This window comes from Acinetobacter sichuanensis, from assembly GCF_003024515.2.
GTDB lineage: Bacteria > Pseudomonadota > Gammaproteobacteria > Pseudomonadales > Moraxellaceae > Acinetobacter > Acinetobacter sichuanensis.
The window spans coordinates 116321-133894 of the sequence record NZ_PYIX02000006.1 but is presented as its reverse complement, the minus strand read 5'-3'; the positions used below and the strand labels follow the sequence as shown (position 1 = coordinate 133894).

19 protein-coding genes are annotated in these 17574 nt (G+C 36.3%); 7 read left to right on the top strand and 12 right to left on the bottom strand.

The features are described 5' to 3' along the window. Positions 1-414 precede the first annotated feature (414 nt). Positions 415-1410: a helix-turn-helix transcriptional regulator gene (locus tag C9E89_RS06210; RefSeq protein WP_107007393.1), complete on the bottom strand. Its 996-nt coding sequence runs from the start codon at positions 1408-1410 to the stop codon at positions 415-417. Positions 1411-1685: 275 nt separating this feature from the next. Here C9E89_RS06210 and C9E89_RS06205 point away from each other — a divergent pair, with 275 nt between their 5' ends. From C9E89_RS06205 to C9E89_RS06185, 5 genes are all read left to right on the top strand, one after another. Beyond that, the gene (locus C9E89_RS06205) at positions 1686-3257 is read left to right on the top strand and encodes a circularly permuted type 2 ATP-grasp protein (RefSeq protein WP_107007392.1); all 1572 of its coding nucleotides are present in this window, start codon (positions 1686-1688) and stop codon (positions 3255-3257) included. A 34-nt stretch (positions 3258-3291) separates the two neighbouring features. After that, the gene (locus C9E89_RS06200; RefSeq protein WP_107007391.1) at positions 3292-3900 is read left to right on the top strand and encodes an alpha-E domain-containing protein; all 609 of its coding nucleotides are present in this window, start codon (positions 3292-3294) and stop codon (positions 3898-3900) included. Next, a complete protein-coding gene (locus tag C9E89_RS06195) occupies positions 3897-4676 on the top strand; it encodes a transglutaminase family protein (protein ID WP_107007390.1) in 780 nt (259 codons plus the stop codon). The genes C9E89_RS06200 and C9E89_RS06195 overlap by 4 nt, the downstream gene beginning before the upstream one ends. Before the next feature lie 73 nt (positions 4677-4749). After that, positions 4750-5484: a proteasome-type protease gene (locus C9E89_RS06190; RefSeq protein ID WP_107007389.1), complete on the top strand. Its 735-nt coding sequence runs from the start codon at positions 4750-4752 to the stop codon at positions 5482-5484. A gap of 206 nt (positions 5485-5690) precedes the next feature. After that, complete coding sequence (locus tag C9E89_RS06185) at positions 5691-6110, top strand: BLUF domain-containing protein (RefSeq protein WP_107007388.1); 420 nt, start codon at positions 5691-5693, stop codon at positions 6108-6110. Between the two features lie 53 nt (positions 6111-6163). Here C9E89_RS06185 and alr read toward each other — a convergent pair whose 3' ends face one another. Further along, positions 6164-7237 (bottom strand): alanine racemase, encoded by a 1074-nt coding sequence (gene alr / locus C9E89_RS06180; protein ID WP_107007387.1) that lies wholly within the window; start codon positions 7235-7237, stop codon positions 6164-6166. A 393-nt stretch (positions 7238-7630) separates the two neighbouring features. Here alr and C9E89_RS06175 point away from each other — a divergent pair, with 393 nt between their 5' ends. Beyond that, a complete protein-coding gene (locus C9E89_RS06175; protein ID WP_107007386.1) occupies positions 7631-8044 on the top strand; it encodes a DUF4259 domain-containing protein in 414 nt (137 codons plus the stop codon). A 198-nt stretch (positions 8045-8242) separates the two neighbouring features. Continuing rightward, a complete protein-coding gene (locus C9E89_RS06170) occupies positions 8243-8839 on the top strand; it encodes a hypothetical protein (protein WP_322887899.1) in 597 nt (198 codons plus the stop codon). A 35-nt stretch (positions 8840-8874) separates the two neighbouring features. Here the strand turns inward: C9E89_RS06170 and dnaB are convergent, their stop codons facing one another. The 10 genes from dnaB to cyoB form a co-directional block, all read right to left on the bottom strand. Then, complete coding sequence (gene dnaB / locus C9E89_RS06165; RefSeq protein ID WP_107007384.1) at positions 8875-10323, bottom strand: replicative DNA helicase; 1449 nt, start codon at positions 10321-10323, stop codon at positions 8875-8877. 181 nt (positions 10324-10504) lie between these two features. Then, positions 10505-10951: a 50S ribosomal protein L9 gene (gene rplI / locus C9E89_RS06160; protein WP_107007383.1), complete on the bottom strand. Its 447-nt coding sequence runs from the start codon at positions 10949-10951 to the stop codon at positions 10505-10507. A gap of 9 nt (positions 10952-10960) precedes the next feature. Further along, positions 10961-11188, bottom strand: a complete 228-nt coding sequence (gene rpsR / locus C9E89_RS06155) for a 30S ribosomal protein S18 (protein ID WP_004719336.1) — start codon at positions 11186-11188, stop codon at positions 10961-10963. An 11-nt stretch (positions 11189-11199) separates the two neighbouring features. After that, positions 11200-11586, bottom strand: coding sequence for a 30S ribosomal protein S6 (gene rpsF / locus C9E89_RS06150; protein ID WP_035267614.1), 387 nt, complete (start codon positions 11584-11586; stop codon positions 11200-11202). A gap of 231 nt (positions 11587-11817) precedes the next feature. Beyond that, complete coding sequence (locus C9E89_RS06145) at positions 11818-12420, bottom strand: HAD family hydrolase (protein ID WP_107007382.1); 603 nt, start codon at positions 12418-12420, stop codon at positions 11818-11820. A 119-nt stretch (positions 12421-12539) separates the two neighbouring features. Continuing rightward, complete coding sequence (locus C9E89_RS06140; protein ID WP_107007381.1) at positions 12540-13463, bottom strand: hypothetical protein; 924 nt, start codon at positions 13461-13463, stop codon at positions 12540-12542. 277 nt (positions 13464-13740) lie between these two features. Then, a complete protein-coding gene (gene cyoE / locus C9E89_RS06135; RefSeq protein ID WP_107007380.1) occupies positions 13741-14619 on the bottom strand; it encodes a heme o synthase in 879 nt (292 codons plus the stop codon). A gap of 6 nt (positions 14620-14625) precedes the next feature. Beyond that, positions 14626-14955 (bottom strand): cytochrome o ubiquinol oxidase subunit IV, encoded by a 330-nt coding sequence (gene cyoD / locus C9E89_RS06130; RefSeq protein ID WP_107007379.1) that lies wholly within the window; start codon positions 14953-14955, stop codon positions 14626-14628. Beyond that, positions 14955-15572: a cytochrome o ubiquinol oxidase subunit III gene (gene cyoC, locus C9E89_RS06125; protein WP_107007378.1), complete on the bottom strand. Its 618-nt coding sequence runs from the start codon at positions 15570-15572 to the stop codon at positions 14955-14957. Before cyoC ends, cyoD begins: the two co-directional genes overlap by 1 nt. Positions 15573-15576: 4 nt before the next feature. After that, positions 15577-17571: a cytochrome o ubiquinol oxidase subunit I gene (gene cyoB / locus C9E89_RS06120; RefSeq protein ID WP_107007377.1), complete on the bottom strand. Its 1995-nt coding sequence runs from the start codon at positions 17569-17571 to the stop codon at positions 15577-15579. Between the last annotated feature and the right edge of the window lie 3 nt (positions 17572-17574).

Below are 17574 nucleotides of genomic sequence, written 5' to 3'. Positions count from 1 at the left end.
ATAAAATAGAAATAAATAAGATTATCGGATTATTTTCTAAACAAAATTAGTGAAAATAAAAGCTGTTTTAATTATTTTTCAAAAAAGATTGCGCTTGTTATAGTGAACTTACATTCAAAACAAGAGGTGAAACACCATGACGATGAAGTCAATTAGATACAATACGGGTGAGTTAGCGTGCTGTATGAACTGATTATTTTCTCCAATAACTCATGTTGTATATAGGCATGTGTGCAATATGAGTTTTTAAATCAGTGCAAAATAAAAAATGAAAAAGATCATTAAAATATGAAAATACAGATAAAAAAGATAGCGCAAAATAAAGAGAAACTTAAATAAAATAAAAAATGATCAGAGCCGTAAAGGCTCTTTTTTTGTTGCTAAATGATCATTTTAAAATAAAGACTTCTATCTTTATTCGATTTCATATACAGCATTAAAGACTTCTACAGGTTCAATACGCACTAATTTTTTACCAAAACTGCGTAGCCACCAAACAAGCTGAGATGTAAACGGTACAACCGCACTCACTTGATAAAGTTGATTGCTTAACGCTTTTACTTTTTGATTTTTACTGAGTTGGCTTTCGGTGAAATATTGTGCATCATCTTCGTGCATGATGAGTTTTAATTCAACATTTTCCGTTGCTTTAGAAAAGTCAACACGGAAACCCAACGCGCCTGAGTCAATATAAGTATCAATATCAAAATCAACAGGATGTAAAGCACGAAGATCTAATAAATTTGCGGATTTAAAACGATGTAGAGCAAAGGTTTGTACATCAGATTTGTCATGTCGAGTACAAATTAAATAAATAATTGCGCCTTTTTGTACCAAGCCGAGAGGATTAAGAATATAAGATTTTTCTTCACCCAAATGTCCACGTGCACGATAAACACATTCTATTTGTTTGTCTTGTAATAAACCTTCGTAAATTGCTTGTTGTGCTTGACGTTCAACAATTGGTGGAATAACAGGTTGGTTTGCAGGGACAATACGAACACGATTCACCCATTGACGTACATTATTTTGTGTCGATAAGCTACGTTTTGCCAAGTCAAACCATGGATGCATTTCAGCAATTAAACTAGGTGGAAGGAGATGTTTTAAATGTTCTTCTACCATCATAAAGGTAACTGCTTGTGAACTCGTCATATGCGGTAAGCTTTGAATCGGTGCATCTGAGCGCCAACGCCAACCTTGCGGCACAGTTTTATTACTTTCAATTGGAAAACGTTGCGCGATCTGATTGAGGTCGCGTTGGATGGTTCTCAAACTGATGTCAATACCTTCACGTTCCAAGGTTTCTTGTAACTCACGTGTGCCCATCCATTTTCCTGTAGATAAACGGGAAAGGATTTGCCATTGGCGGTAGAGACTATTGGAAGTTTCTTTTTCTTGTGTCGACATATGGGATATCAGTAAAATCGTGAAAGTTTAAGTGAATGAGAATGTCATACACAATAGGAAATTAAAACCCTTTCTGCAAGTTATATCCTAAAATAGATATATTAATCTATGATTATTATAAAGAAAAATTTTGAAACAACTTTTAGTAAAACTGATATTGAGTCATATTTTGATCAGTGAATTAATAATATTTGCGCATTTTACATTTTAGCTTGGCATTGATCTTGCTTTTATCATGATGAAAGACATCAATGATTAAATAACAAGGGGTTTGTATGTTACGAGAAAATATAAGTACAAATTTGGATCCTGAACAATTTTCATTACCAACACAGACGCTCAAAACAGAGTTTTCTCAAGATTTAGAGCAAACTAGTGTTCAACACAAATTTGAACAGCAAGAAAATACATCGCATCTTTTAAAACAACTGGATTCAGTATTTTTCAATGAAATGACAGATGATCAGGTGTTATCTGCTGCGACAGCCGAAAAAATGCAACATTGGTTGTCACAGCACAGTCTTTACCAACTTGAACAGCTCAATGAAACAGCGAGAGCACATTTTATCTATCAAGGGATTACTTTTGCAGTATATTGCGACAAGACTGGCATTGAGCGTACCATTCCATTTGATTTAATTCCGAGAGTGATCGCGAAGCAACAGTGGAACAAAGTTTCTGCGGGTTGTACGCAAAGAATCAAAGCATTGAATTTGTTTTTAGCCGATATTTATCATGAGAAAAATATTTTAAAAGAAGGGATTATTCCTGAGTCACAAATACTTGCTCATGAGGCTTATCAACCATTAATGATGAACAATCATTTGAATGGTAATGTATATAGCCAAATCAGTGGGATAGATATTGTTCGTGATCGGCAGGGCGAATTTTTCGTTTTAGAAGATAATTTACGTACCCCATCAGGTGTATCTTATATGCTTGAAAGCCGAAAAATGAGCCAAAAATTTATGCCAGAACTCTGTAATCAGCAAGTTGCAGGGATTGAGTATTATCCACAATTATTAAAAGAAATTTTAGCTGAAAATGCTTATGTTGATCAGGCAACAATCGTTGTATTAACCCCTGGACGCTATAACAGTGCTTATTATGAACATGCCTTTTTAGCAAGGGAAATGGGTGTACCTTTAGTGACATCACGTGATCTTTTTGTAGAGAACGACAAGGTTTATGTGAAAACGATCCGTGGTAAGCAACAAGTTGATGTAATTTATAGGCGCTTAGATGATAGCTTTTTAGACCCTTTAAGCTTTAGAGCGGACAGTACTTTAGGTGTAGCAGGCTTAATGTCCGCTTATTTAAGTCAAAATGTTGTCATTGCAAATGCACCTGGCACAGGGGTCGCAGATGATAAGTCGATCTATCCTTATGTTGATCAGATGATCACTTATTATCTCAACGAAAAGCCAATTTTATCAAATGTACCTACATATCAATGCCGTGAAGCTGAAGCTTTAGATTATGTACTGCGTCATCTTGATCAACTTGTTGTGAAAGAAGCGCAAGGTTCGGGTGGCTATGGTATGTTAATTGGACCTCAAGCAACAGAACAAGAAATTGATCTGTTTCGAATGAAACTCATCGCAACACCATCTGCATATATCGCTCAACCTACTTTAGATTTATCGGTTGCACCGACTTTAACTCAACAAGGAATCGCTGAACGACATATTGATTTACGTCCTTTTATTTTGACATCGCCAGAAAGAGTTGAAATCGTTTCAGGAGGCTTAACTCGTGTCGCCATGCAACAAGGTTCCTTAGTGGTCAATTCTTCTCAAGGTGGAGGAATTAAAGACACTTGGGTGATTGATGAATATTCCATTTAGTTTGCTTGATGAGTATTCAAATAAGGAGATAAAAATGATTTTATTAACTAGCAACGCACAAAATATATTTTGGTTAGGGCGTTATTTAAATCGTATACAATATTTATGTAGCCAGTTTCCATTTCATTGCAATGAGACTGCTTTAGATTATACACACGCATTTTGTTTACCTGCTTTTGATGCAAGTTCTTTAAATGAATTGGTGTTAGATCCTGAGCAACCCGCTTCATTTCATCAACAATTTCAAAATGCTAAGAATAATATTCATGATTTACGTGGTGTGATCTCACAAAAATCTTTTGCTGAACTCAATCAGCTATTACAACAAGCTGAGCGAAATGCGGGTTTTATTTGTGATGTTTGTGCCGAGTGTCATGATGTATTAGAAGCTGAAGAAGATGAATTTCTATTTTTATTTTTTAGTTTAGGGCAGAAAATGGAGCAACTAGATCGTCAAATTCGCCTTAAACAAACATCTGAACAAACTTTGCATGATTTGGATCAATTAAGCCAGCATTTAGATCGTTGTGGAGTCGTAAGTGTTACAGAGGCATGGCAAGACTTAAAAAGACAACCCGATAGTCAACATTATTATCATTTTAGTGATCATATTGACTCTCTTTTTGAGTTGGTTCGCTTATGAAATTGATGATTAATCACCAAACCCATTACCAATATACAGACTGGGCAAAAAATAGTATTCAATATATTAAAATGATGCCGCAGTCTAATTCGCATCAACAAGTACATACTTGGGAAATTAGTGTGCCTGGTGCTCAAAAAATGAAAAAAGATGCATTTGCTAATCTTTGGTTGACCAGTAACCAAGTTGATCCATTTCAAACGATGTTGATTATGGCGCAAGGTATTGTTGAGATTGATTTAAAGCATCAATATGGTGTTCAAGATCATTTATCTCCATGGTTATTTTTGCAACCTACCACAACAACTTTGTGTAATACAGAAATGTTGGCATTTGCTCAACACTATGTTCCTCAAGTTAATTTGTCGCATTTTCACCGTTTAGCAGCAGCTTTATTGTTAAAAATGCCTTATGAAACGGCATCTACAACGGTTTGTCATACTGCTGTAGAATCATTTTTTGCAGGGCATGGTGTATGCCAAGATCATAGCCATGTCTTTATTGCGATGGCAAAAGCATTGGGTGTACCAGCGCGTTATGTATCGGGGTATTTGTATGCAAATAACCAATCACATTTAGCCAGTCATGCATGGGCAGAAATTTATTTAGATGGAAACTGGCATATGATTGATGTCAGTAATCAATTATTTCAGCCAGAAGCACATGTTTATGTTGCAATTGGTCGTGATTACTGGGATGTAGCCCCAGTCAGAGGTGTACGTGAGCAGGGAGGAATTGAAAGTATGTATTCAATTGTTCAGGTGCTTGCTTGTTAAATATTTGTTTTAAAAAATGAGTATAAAAAATAAATATTTAACATGAATATTCAAAAAATAAAGAGAGGTTTGTATGACATATTGTTGTGCTTTAAGACTCAAAGAAGGTCTAGTTTTTATCAGCGATACACGAACCAATGCTGGCGTAGACCATATTTCAGTTTTTCGTAAACTGTATACATATGGTGTTGCTGGTGAGCGTTTTATTTGTATTCAGACATCAGGTAATTTAGCAACAACACAAGCTGTCATTGGGCATTTAGAAAATCATTTAGCACTCGGCAGAGAGCCGCATTTGTATAGTGTAAATACGATGTTTGAACTAGCTGGGCTAGTAGGGCAGCTTCTACGACAAGTGATTGCAGAAGTCACTTCAGATACCTTGGAGCAAAGCAACTATTTTTGTAGTTTGCTGGTTGGTGGGCAAATTAAAGGTGAGGAAATGCAACTTTATAATATTTATCCGCAAGGTAATTTTATTTGTGCAACCAGTGATACACCATATTTTCAAATTGGTGAAAGTAAATATGGTAAGCCTATTTTAGACAGGGCGTTGACTTATGATATGCCTTTGGATAAAGCCTTACGTTGTTGTTTGATCTCTTTTGATTCAACTTTGCGTTCAAATGTTTCAGTAGGGATGCCTTTAGATGCCATGATTTACCATAAAGACTGTTTGTTGACACCGCAAGGTAAACGTATCACAGAGGCAGATCCATATTTTCAGCAGATTAGCCGACAATGGTCAGAAACATTAAAAAATGGTTTACAAGATTTACCTGAACCTACTGAAGATTATTTTAAGTAGTTTCATTTTAAGCAATAGTAGAAATATTTTAGCTATAACAAGTTTTTAAAATATTGTGTTAAATAAGTCATTTTTTTGTGTGGTGGAAAAATAATTATTTACATATCCATCAAAATTTTGTCTGATTATTCAACACTTAGGACTATTTTAGTGCAGTAATATTGAATACAGTAAATTAATAAGAAATTTCATGAGAATATTAATTTATGTTTCAAATTTGTTATGCCAGTAAAACAACATCAAATGATCTAAAAATTTTAAATGATTTACGTGATATTTTAGATGAAGCTCGTCATTTCAATGTTAAACATGATATCTGTGGAGTCTTGTATTTTGCTGATGAATACTTCTTTCAATGTCTAGAAGGCGATCAAGATACGATTGAAATGTTATTAGATAAATTATTTAAAGACCCAAGACATCATCAAATTAAGTTATATCAACATACTGAAATTAAACAGCGCCATTTTTCGCAATGGTCAATGAAATATGTCAAAAGAAGTAGCCAGATTCAGCAATTTTTTTTAGATCAGGGTTATGAAAAATTTGCTCCTTTGTGCTTAAGTCAACAAGATCTACCTAAACTATTACATTTATTGTATGAAATTGAAGAAACTGAGTTATAGAAAATAAAAATCCAAGTCTAAACTTGGATTTTTTATCGCAAAAATCGCTAGATTTAGATTTTCTTACGCACAGGTCTTGCGCTCATACGGCATAATAATTCATAACCAATTGTACCATTGGCTTCTGCAACATCATCAACCAAACGATCTTTGCCCCATAGCTCAACAACCGTACCTAAGGGTAAATTTAACCCTGTAACATCAATTGCAATCATATCCATTGCAACACGCCCAATCACAGCTCTTGCTTGACCTTGAATAGAAACATAATTTTGCTTTAAAAATGCGCGTGGATAACCATCACCATAACCAATTGAAACAATAGCAATATCCATTGCTTGATCGGCGACAAAAGTAGAACCATAGCCAACAGATTCACCCGCTTCAATATGATTTAAAGCAATAATTTCTGCTGTAAAGGTCATCACAGGTTTGATATCTAAGTCATGTACCGATTGATCTGCAAAAGGCGAGGCACCATAGAGCATGATGCCTGGACGTACAAAATCAAAATTGAGTTCTGACCATTTGAAAATTGCTGCTGAATTGCAGCAAGATGCCATAATCGGCTCACATGCTTCTTTGACATGTAAGAACTGATTTTTTTGTTGTTCATTGAGGGGATGATTTTCAGCATCAGCATTGGCAAAATGCATAGCTAAAACACAAGTAAAACCATCAGCTTTAAGTGAGTGGATGATGTCAATAATTTCAGGAACTTTAAAACCAAGACGGTTCATCCCACTATTCAATTTGACCCAAACTTTAAGATTTTTTTCAATATAAGCGTCTTTGTGTGCGCGTAACCAATCCAGTTGAGCTTGATGATGAACAACAATTTCAATCTCATTTTCAACCACTACCGCCATTTCATCGGCACTGAAAATACCTTCAATTAGTGTAATAGGTTGTTGGTAGCCCAATTCACGAATTTCTAAAGCTTCTTCAAGGCAAGCAACACCAAAGGCATCAGTTGAACTTAAGGCGGCTAAGCAATCTTTGACTCCATGTCCATAAGCATTGGCTTTGACCATACTCACAATTTTAGCAGTTGGGGCAAGTTGTTTAACACGATTTAAATTATATTGCAGAGCTTCACTGTCAATATAAACTGTTGCTTGGCGCACCCGAAAGACTCCTGTAAGAAGGTAAATATAAAATATAGTTAAAAAGATATTTTATAAGGGGAAAATGAAATTGATCATTGAATTTCTAAAACGGTACTATTGTAAGCCGATCAAAGTTAAATAGACATCGACATTTATCTTTTAAATGATTTCACGTATTTATATCGAAAAAACGCAAATTTTTATCTTTTCCTTTCATTTTTAGATTTTAAATTTAACAATAAAAGCAACAAGTAAAAGAAAAATAGTTATACATTTAAAAAACATATTAAAGTTCTAAACTTATATTTACATTTTGCAAAATAAAAGCAAAAAATTACTGCTATTGTAGTTTCTAGGTTATGCATTATCGTTTTTGCATGATTGACGATTATAAATAAAAGAGGAATAAAAATGGGTGCTTGGTCACATGAGCCTTTTGGTAATGATGATGCCTTAGATTGGATTTATCGTTTAGAAGAAACAAAAGATGAAAGTCTATTGTCGAACACATTTTCCAGAGCGATTGAAAATGCAGATGAATATCTTGAAGCTGATGATGGTTTTGTGATTGTTGCAGCAGCCGAAGTTTTAGCAAAACTATTGGGTAAAGGCACACAAAATGATGGATATACAAAAAAAGTTGATGAATGGGTGCAAGCAGTCAATCTACAACCTTCAGCAGATTTATTAAAAAATGCACAAACTGCATTAGATTTGGTTTTGGGAGAAGACTCTGAACTGAATGAGCTTTGGAAGGAAACAGAAGACTATGATGATTGGCGTGGTAACATTGAAAGTTTAAAAACTGCTTTAGTGGTAGCATAAAGCTAATCATTAGATGTTTTAAAAATAGGAGAACATTTGTTTTCCTATTGATCATGATGAAAATTTTCCAAAAATAAAACAGAAAACCGTTATTCAAAGTTATTAAAGAAGAGGAAATACTTAATTTTTAAATTATTTTTGACTCAGTTTTATGCTGTACAACTTAAAAATTTATTGTACATGCTGTTACTTGGAGCGTTGACTATCAAGCAAGCTTTAGCCTGTATGCCACATACGCCTGATGATGTTTTTATTGCGCGTTTCCAAAGCTCTCAAGCCATGCAGGATGATCGTACAATTTTTTCAGTTCAACTAAGTGCAGATCAATTTATTTTCCGTTCTTGGATTGATCAATTTAGGTATGCAAAACCTAAACAATGGCAAAGTGAATTTTCCAGTCAAAATATTGCAAAAGATAGTTTAATCATTGGTTTAGCCTATACACCCGATGGCACTAAACCTGAACAATATCAAATTGCTTCATTTGCAATGTTAAGTTGCCAAAATGATCGTTTAAGTATTTCTAAGCCCGTGACATCTTTTTTTGCATGGGATCGTAATCGTTCAAGTTGTGAATATACAGATGGTAAAACAATTGGAATTTTAGATGGTTTTATCCAATATGACCAAAACGATTATTTGAAAAAACTACAGCAAAAATATCCAAATTGTCAGCAATTAAATGCAGCATTTCCAAAAGCCGTTGTGAATGATACACAGCAAAATATTCAACAGCTTTCAGGGTTTCTACATTGGTGGAATAAATTATTAAATAGCTTTAAATTATGGTTTTAATGATAAAAATTTAAGCAAAGAAGAGCAATAATGCATTACTCTCCATCGTCATATTGTGCGTAATATTCAGGTGATAAATTACTAAAACGGGTATATTGACCTTCAAAGGCTAAACGAACAGAACCAATAGGACCATTACGTTGTTTACCGATAATAATTTCGGCTGTTCCAGCTTCTTTTGATTCTTTGTTATAAACCTCATCACGGTAAATAAACATAATCAAATCGGCATCTTGCTCGATCGCACCTGATTCACGTAAGTCTGACATGACAGGACGCTTATTTGGACGATTCTCTAAAGAACGGTTGAGCTGTGATAAAGCAATCACAGGACACATCATTTCTTTAGCCAAAGCTTTTAGGCTTCGTGAAATCTCACCAATCTCGCCAACACGGTTATCGCCCATACCAGGTACTTTCATTAATTGTAGATAATCGACCATGATACAGCCGAGTTTGCCGCCATGTTGTTTGGCAATACGTCTTGCACGTGCGCGCATTTCAGTTGGAGGGAGGGCAGAGGAGTCATCAATATACAGATGTTTCTCTTGAAGCTGTAAAATAGTCCCTGTAACTTTAGACCATTCATCGCCATCGAGTTTACCTGAACGTAAATGCCCTTGGTGTACTTTGCCATAAGAAGAAATCAAACGCATAGCAATCGAGTCAGCAGGCATTTCCATCGAAAAAACCAAAGCAGGTAAGTCGCAATTAAACAGCACACTTTCGACAAGATTCATGGCAAAAGTCGTTTTACCCATAGATGGACGTGCCGCTACGATGATCATATCACCTGCTTGCATACCCGACGTTTTATTATCAAGTTCAACAAAACCTGTGGTTAAACCTGTAATATTACCTTCGAGTTGAGAAAGCTCATTGAGCTTATCAAAGACATCAGCAACTACAGAGGTAATCGGCTTTGGACCTTGTGCTTTGGCATTATTATTATGTTGCTCAGCGATCGAGAAAATATTAGTTTCTGCTAAATCTAAAATTTCACTCACCTCACGACCTTTGGTGTCATAAGCATTCTGTAAAATTTCATTACCAACTTTAATCATATTTCTTAAAGTCGCAAATTCACGAATTTTAGTGGCGTAAGTTTCAAGGTTGTAAAAGCTTGCAGGCGAATCTGCCATAAGTTGCATTAAATATTCTTCACCCCCAATTGCCTCTAAAAGATTTTGTTTAATGAGCCAGTCATTGACTAAAACTGCATCATAAGGCGAACTTTCTTTATTGAGTTGTTCAATGGCACGAAAAATATATTTATGGCGTGTTGCATAGAAATCATTTTCATTCAACACATCACTGACTTGCTCAAAAGATTCAGCCACAGTCATTAAGGCAGCCAGCACCGCTTGTTCAATTGACAAGTTGTGGGGTGGTGTACGAAATTCTTTTAATTGTTGCGAGGCGTCAGTTGACTTGGCATCTTTGTTAAAAGTATTTGCAGAAGCTGCGGCAGTTGCCTGAGACATAAAATAAAAAACCTTTAATTTAAACCAGTCAAGGATGACTCAATTTATTTAAAATAGGTTAAGAGGATAACCTAAATCATGGGGTGAAAGCTAAATAATGCTAAATAAAAAATGATAACTAGATAGAAATAGCAGATAAAAAAAGAGCATACAAAAGTATGCTCTTTTTTTTGGTACGAAATTACTCAGATACGATAGTAACGAGAACTTCTGCAACAACATCATGATGCAATTGGATTGCGATGTTGAATTCACCAGTGTTACGAAGCGCACCGTTAGGTAAACGAACTTCTGCGCGGTCTACTTCAAGACCAGCATTCGTTAACGCGTCAGCGATGTCACGAGTACCGATTGAACCGAATAATTTACCTTCATCACCAGCTTTCGCAGTGATAACGATGTTTACTTCGTTCAATTGATCAGCACGTGCTTGAGCAGCAGCTAAAATTTCAGCTTCAGCTTTTTCAAGTTCTGCACGACGAGCTTCGAAAGCAGCAGTATTTGCTTCAGTCGCAGCAACTGCTTTACCTTGAGGGATAAGGAAGTTACGGCCGTAACCAGCTTTAACTGAAACTTTATCGCCTAATTTACCAAGGTTTTTAATGCGTTGTAATAAGATAATATCCACAGCTCAACCTCACTTATGATTGTCAGTGTAAGGAATCAACGCTAAATAGCGAGCTTGTTTAATAGCAAGCGCTAATTGACGTTGGTAACGAGCTTTAGTACCTGTAATACGGCTAGGAACAATCTTGCCGTTTTCAGTGATGTACTGTTTTAAAGTGTCGATATCTTTGTAGTCGATGTACGTAACGTTCTCAGCTGTAAAGCGGCAGAACTTGCGACGACGGTAAAAACGTGCCATTGAGGTTCTCCTTATGCTTCAGCAGAGTCTTGAGCTTGTTGTGCTTCTTCACGTTGAGCTTTACGCGCACGTTTTTCTTCAGCACTCTTAGCCAATAAAGACTCTTCAGTGATAGCGTTTTCACGACGAATAATTACGTTACGAAGGATAGCATCGTTGTAACGGAATAATTCTTCTAATTCGTTAAGCGTAGTTTGATTACATTCAACGTTCATTAAAATGTAGTGCGCTTTGTGAATTTTGTTAATTGGGTAAGCCAATTGGCGACGGCCCCAATCTTCAAGACGGTGAATTTGACCTTCAGCATCTTTAATGTGAGAGATATAGCGTTCTACCATACCTACCACTTGATCGCTTTGGTCTGGGTGTACCAGAATTACGATTTCGTAGTGACGCATTGTCAGCTCCTTACGGTTTATGCAGCCCCAATTTAATTAAAAATTGAAGCAAGGAGTCACAATCAGCGTTAACTTGAAGCAAGTTAACAAATTGTGTCGCAAAAATTGCGAGCGCCCATTATAGGTAAGTTTGTGGCTAAACACAATTTAATATTCATCTTTTTGGAAAAAAGAGTGCTATGACGATGAGCAAAAAACTCAATAGAATAGAAAGAATATTTTTTAGCCTAATTATAGCAAATCAGCTAATATTTCAGTGAGTTGTTGTCCTTTTTTACGGTTGATCAGTCTTGCTGTCATACCAAAATGGCGAGGACCTTCAACATCTGCAAGAGGAGTATCACCAATAAATAAAACTTCTTCAGGTTTACAGTGGATTTGATCTATAACATATTGATATATTTTAGGATCAGGTTTACATGCATGGACTTCATAACTCCATGCATATAGGTCAACTATTGGAATTAATGTTGAAATATATATGCCATAAGGGTGTGCTGAGTTAGAGCAGAGTACAATCGTATAACCTTGAGTTTTAAGTTGTTGTAATGTTGAAAGTGTGTCATCAAAAAGTTGGATTTGCTTGAGTTCAAATTCAAGATCAGCATTTAACTCAGTGAGTAATGGCGCAGGGATGTGATAACCAAAATGTGCCGCGATATCCTCAAAATCACCATGAATTGACATAACAGTTACAGCATCATTGACATGAGCTGTATGTCCTTGTTGATGTAGCCAATGGATTAGTTTTTTATAAGGTGAGGTTTTTTCTGTAATTTTTGCTAATGTACCAAAGACATCAAAAGCGATCACTTTAATGGGAGAGTTTGACATCAGTTTCATCCTCAGATGGTAAAATGATTGATCTTTGAAATAAATTTGAACATAGCTTTTTTAACAACAATAGACATTGACCAAATCTACACATATATAATTTTTCCTTTGTATACATTTTAGGTTGATGGTTCAATTAACTGCTCAAATTTTTCTAAAAATTGATGAAGTCGAGCTATGTTGATACCTGAACTTCCACGCCAGAGTGAAATGGGAAAACTTACTTCGCTGCGCTGATTAGGTGCTTGAGCATATACAATTTTTTCAAGTTTTAAAAATTCATCATGACCTAAAAAATTAAAATAGACACTATATTCAGGTGCTAACTCATTTTTTAAAATTCCAAGTTCTGCCAAAATTCGAATCAACCATGTTCGTGTAGTCAAATTACTTCCTTGCAAAATTTTTGCTTTGGAAATGCGATTAATGAGTTCAGAAGGCGTTTCTTTTGGCTCAGCAAGTTGAATAATTTCTATGAGTTGTTTAAATACGCTGAGATCTTCTGGTTGAATGTTTTCTTTAGGAAAATGTTGAATTTCTTCTAAGTCGGTGAGGATTTCATGATAAGCACCTAAACGACAGTAACCAATATAAAAATGAAAAAGATTGCAAGACGAATTTTCCCATGAAGAACGAGGTAAACCGCAAACTTTACAAGGCCATGTTGCTTCTGACAGTTCACGGTCTCCTTTTTCGATTGGCGTAAAATCATGTTCAGGCACATTTTTAGCAAAAGCATAACTGATTATAGGTTGTAAGCCACGATGAAAACCTTGTCCTATAGCTTTGATGAACAAAGCGTTCACTTTATCTTCCATTTCAGGGAGTTGACTTAACATTTTTAGTTTTTTAATCATGCTGTCATGTTCAAAGTATTCAATTTTATTGAACTCCAAACCTGATTGATTGAGTAACATTTTTTCATTTTCTGATAATTTTTCTGGAATATGAAAAGTATAAGTTTTATTGTTATGATCGTAGTCATAATTATTGCTATAACTGTATATTTTATTGAGAATTTTAATAATTTTTTTATCGTACATAAATAGCCTGCAAGTGCTGAAAATGAGATTTTTATTTTAATCAAAAATAATAGATATTTTTAATTTTTTGGATACTTTCAATGATCACCCCATGAATACATGAGTCAAACATTTAATACCAAGATTTGAAAGAAGATAATAGATTGAAAAGAGGATTTAAGATTCATACACGAGTTATAGATTTGTAATGATGACAAATATCATAGCAAGTGTATGGGTAGGCTGAAAAGTGTGATGCTGTACCGCCATTAAGAAAAGATAGAGAGAACTCTATCTTTTAAAAAAGGGGTAAATGTGGCGCAGGGGACACATAACTAAAGCTGAAACTAAAACTTAATGCTGTAATTAAAATGACAGAATATAAGAAATAGCGTTTTGCCCAAGCTTGGTCATTTTCTGCTTTAAAGCCAATAATTGATAAATATACCCAATACGCACAGAGCGCATTAAAAGTAATTAAGAAGAAAATATTGGTATAGCCAAAGCAATACAAACCATTTAACACTGCTGCAAATAAGATCACATAAATCAAACTTTCAACTTTTGTGCGATAGATGGAACGTGCTACGGGTAGGATGGGTATACCTGCATTCTTATAGTCATCGAAGCGATAAATTGCAATTCCCCATGAATGTGGCATTTGCCAAAATGCATACGCTAAAAAAATTAATAACGCAGCAACATCAAATTCATGAGCAACAGCCGTATAGCCGATCACAGGAGGACTTGCACCTGAGATACTACCAATCACTGTTTGTTGAATGGTGGTACGTTTTGTCCAAAGACTATAGAACACGACATAAACGACAAAGCCTAATAGAGCAAAGCCAAATGCATAGGCGTTGACAAAAAACCACAACAAGCCAAAACCCAATAGACCCAGTACTGCTGAAAAGATCAGAGCAACTGTTGGGCTAATCGTTTTTTTGACTAATGCACGATTCATCGTACGTTGCATTTTTTGGTCAATGTCTTGGTCAATGACATTATTCACAACACAGCCAGAGGCAACAACCAGAGTTGTACCTAATAGTGTGATGAGAAGTAAGAGGAAATCTACAGAACCTTGAGCGGCTAGGAAGAAGCCGCCCAAAGTGGTAACGAAGTTACCGAAGAGAATTCCTGGCTTAGTCAGGAATAAATATTTCTTCAACATGACACCCTAGAGCATCATGTTTGAATGTAAGTAGTTCATGACCCATACAGAACCGATAAGAAGAACTGCAATACATAGAATCGTATATACAAATGCAATCACGTTCCAGCGTTGCTCTGATGAAGAGTTCATGTGCAAGAAGAAGACTAATTGAACAAGAACCTGAGCAACCGCAGTAATGGCAATTGTTGCAACAATTGCACCGCGACCAAAGTCAGCAGGGTGCATAGCCATATAAAATGGAACGATGGTTAGTAATACAGAAACAATAAAACCAATTGTATATTGTTTCACATTACCATGCGAAGCACCTGCAGAATTATGATCATGACTCATTAGATAACTCCCATTAAGTAAACGACGCTGAATACACAGATCCAAACGATGTCAAGGAAGTGCCAGAACAAGCTTAGGCAAGCAAGACGACGAGTGTTAATAGTTGTCAAACCATTTTTCTTGATTTGAATCATTAACACGATCATCCAAACTAAACCAGAAGTTACGTGAATACCATGCGTACCAACTAGAGTAAAGAATGCAGATAAAAACGCACTTGTGCTTGGTCCGTGACCAGCATGAACTAAATGATTAAACTCATAAAGTTCCATACCAATGAATGATGCACCAAAGATCCAAGTGATTGCTAACCAAAGTAAAACTTGGCTAACATTCTTTTTGTAAGAAGCAAGTACTGCAAAACCAAAAGTTACAGAAGAAATTAAGAGAGCAAAAGTTTCAGTTAAAACGAAACCTAAAGACTCACCAAAAAGATCTTTTGCGCTTGGTGTTCCAGGTGGAATATGACTGCTTAATACAGCGAACGCGATGAAGAGTGTACCGAATAAAATCAAGTCACTCATCAAGTATGTCCAAAAACCAAAGACGGTGATGTCAGTATCATCGTGATGATGTTCATCATGTCCGTGGTTGTCGTGATGAAGTACTTCAGCCATATCCTTAGTCCTTCTTCAAGTGTTTTTCAAGTAAAGCATAACGCTCGTTTTCGATACGTTCTACTTCCGCAGCAGGTACATAGTAATCTACTTTCTTCGTAAATGAACTTACGATGAAGCTGATGATCGCACCAACGAAAGTTACAATTACAAGCCACCAAACATGCCATACAAGCGCTAAGCCCATAACAGTTAATAGCATTGCAATAACGAAACCAGCCGCACGGTCTGTAGGCATATGAATGTCTTCATATTTCGTTGGACGCGCATATGCTACACCATTTTCTTTGTCGCTCCAGAAAGTATCAATACCATTGATTTTTGGAAGGTGAGCAAAGTTATAGAATGGCGCAGGAGATGAAGTAGACCATTCAAGAACACGACCATCCCATGGGTCACCTGTATGATCCATGTTGTTTTCGCGTTGTAAGAAGCCTACAACAACTTGCATAACGAAACAGAAGATACCAATAGCAACAAGTACTGAACCGAAGAACGCAATTGCAAGGTATGGGTCCCATTCAGGGTTGTCATATGTGTTCAAACGACGAGTCATACCCATGAAACCAAGGATATAAAGTGGCATGAATGCAAAATAGAAACCGAAGAACCAGAACCAGAAAGAAGCTTTGCCCCAAGTTTCATTTAACTTCCAACCAAACATTTTTGGCCAGTAGAAAGTGATCCCTGCGAACATACCGAATACCACACCACCAATAATTACGTTATGGAAGTGAGCAATCAAGAATAATGAGTTGTGTACTAAGAAGTCAGCTGGTGGAACAGCCATTAATACACCAGTTAAACCACCGATACCGAAAGTCACAAGGAAGCCAAGTGTCCAGTACATTGGTGATGTAAATGTAATACGACCTTTATACATGGTGAATAACCAAGAGAAGATTTTCACACCTGTAGGGATCGCAATAATCATGGTCATGATACCGAAGAACGCGTTAACGTTGGCACCAGCACCCATTGTAAAGAAGTGGTGTAACCATACCACGAACGCAAGTACTGTGATCGCGATAGTCGCATATACCATTGATTTGTAACCAAACAATGTTTTGCGAGAGAAAGTTGAAACGATTTCTGAATATAAACCAAAAGCAGGTAAAATCAGAATATATACTTCTGGGTGACCCCAAGTCCAAATCAAGTTCACGTAAAGCATTGGGCTACCGCCTAGCTCATTTGTGAAGAAGTGGAAATCGAAGTAACGGTCAAGTGTCAACATTGCAATTGTTGCAGTTAACACAGGGAATGATGCAATGATCAATACGGCTGTACAAAGTGCAGTCCATGTAAAGATCGGCATATCCATAAGACCCATGCCAGGCGCACGCATTTTAATAATGGTAACAAAGAAGTTAACACCAGTTAAAAGTGTACCTAGACCTGAAATCTGTAGTGCCCAAATATAGTAGTCAACACCAACACCAGGAGAATACTGAATACCAGAAAGAGGAGGGTAAGCCATCCAACCTGTTGCAGCAAATTCACCTAATACAAGTGATGCCATCATCAAACCAGCAGCACCAGCAAATAACCAGAAGCTAAGAGAGTTTAATAATGGGAAAGCAACGTCACGTGCACCAATTTGAAGTGGTACAGCGATGTTCATCATACCAACAACCAGACCCATTGCTACGAAGAAAATCATGATCACGCCGTGTGCAGTGAAGATTTGATCGTAATGGTCAGGATGTAAGTAACCTTCACCGCCACCTTTTGCAAGGAACAGTTGAAGACGCATCATGATTGCATCTGCGAAACCACGAATTAACATGACAACGGATACAATGATATACATGATACCAATTTTTTTATGGTCTACAGATGTAAACCATACATTCCACAGGTAGCCCCATTTTTTAAAATAGGTAATACCACCAAGAAGCGCAGCAGCACCAATTGCCATGATAATCATGGTAATTAGAACGATAGGCTCTTGATATGGGATCGAGTCCCAGTTGAGTTTACCGAATAATACCGACATGTC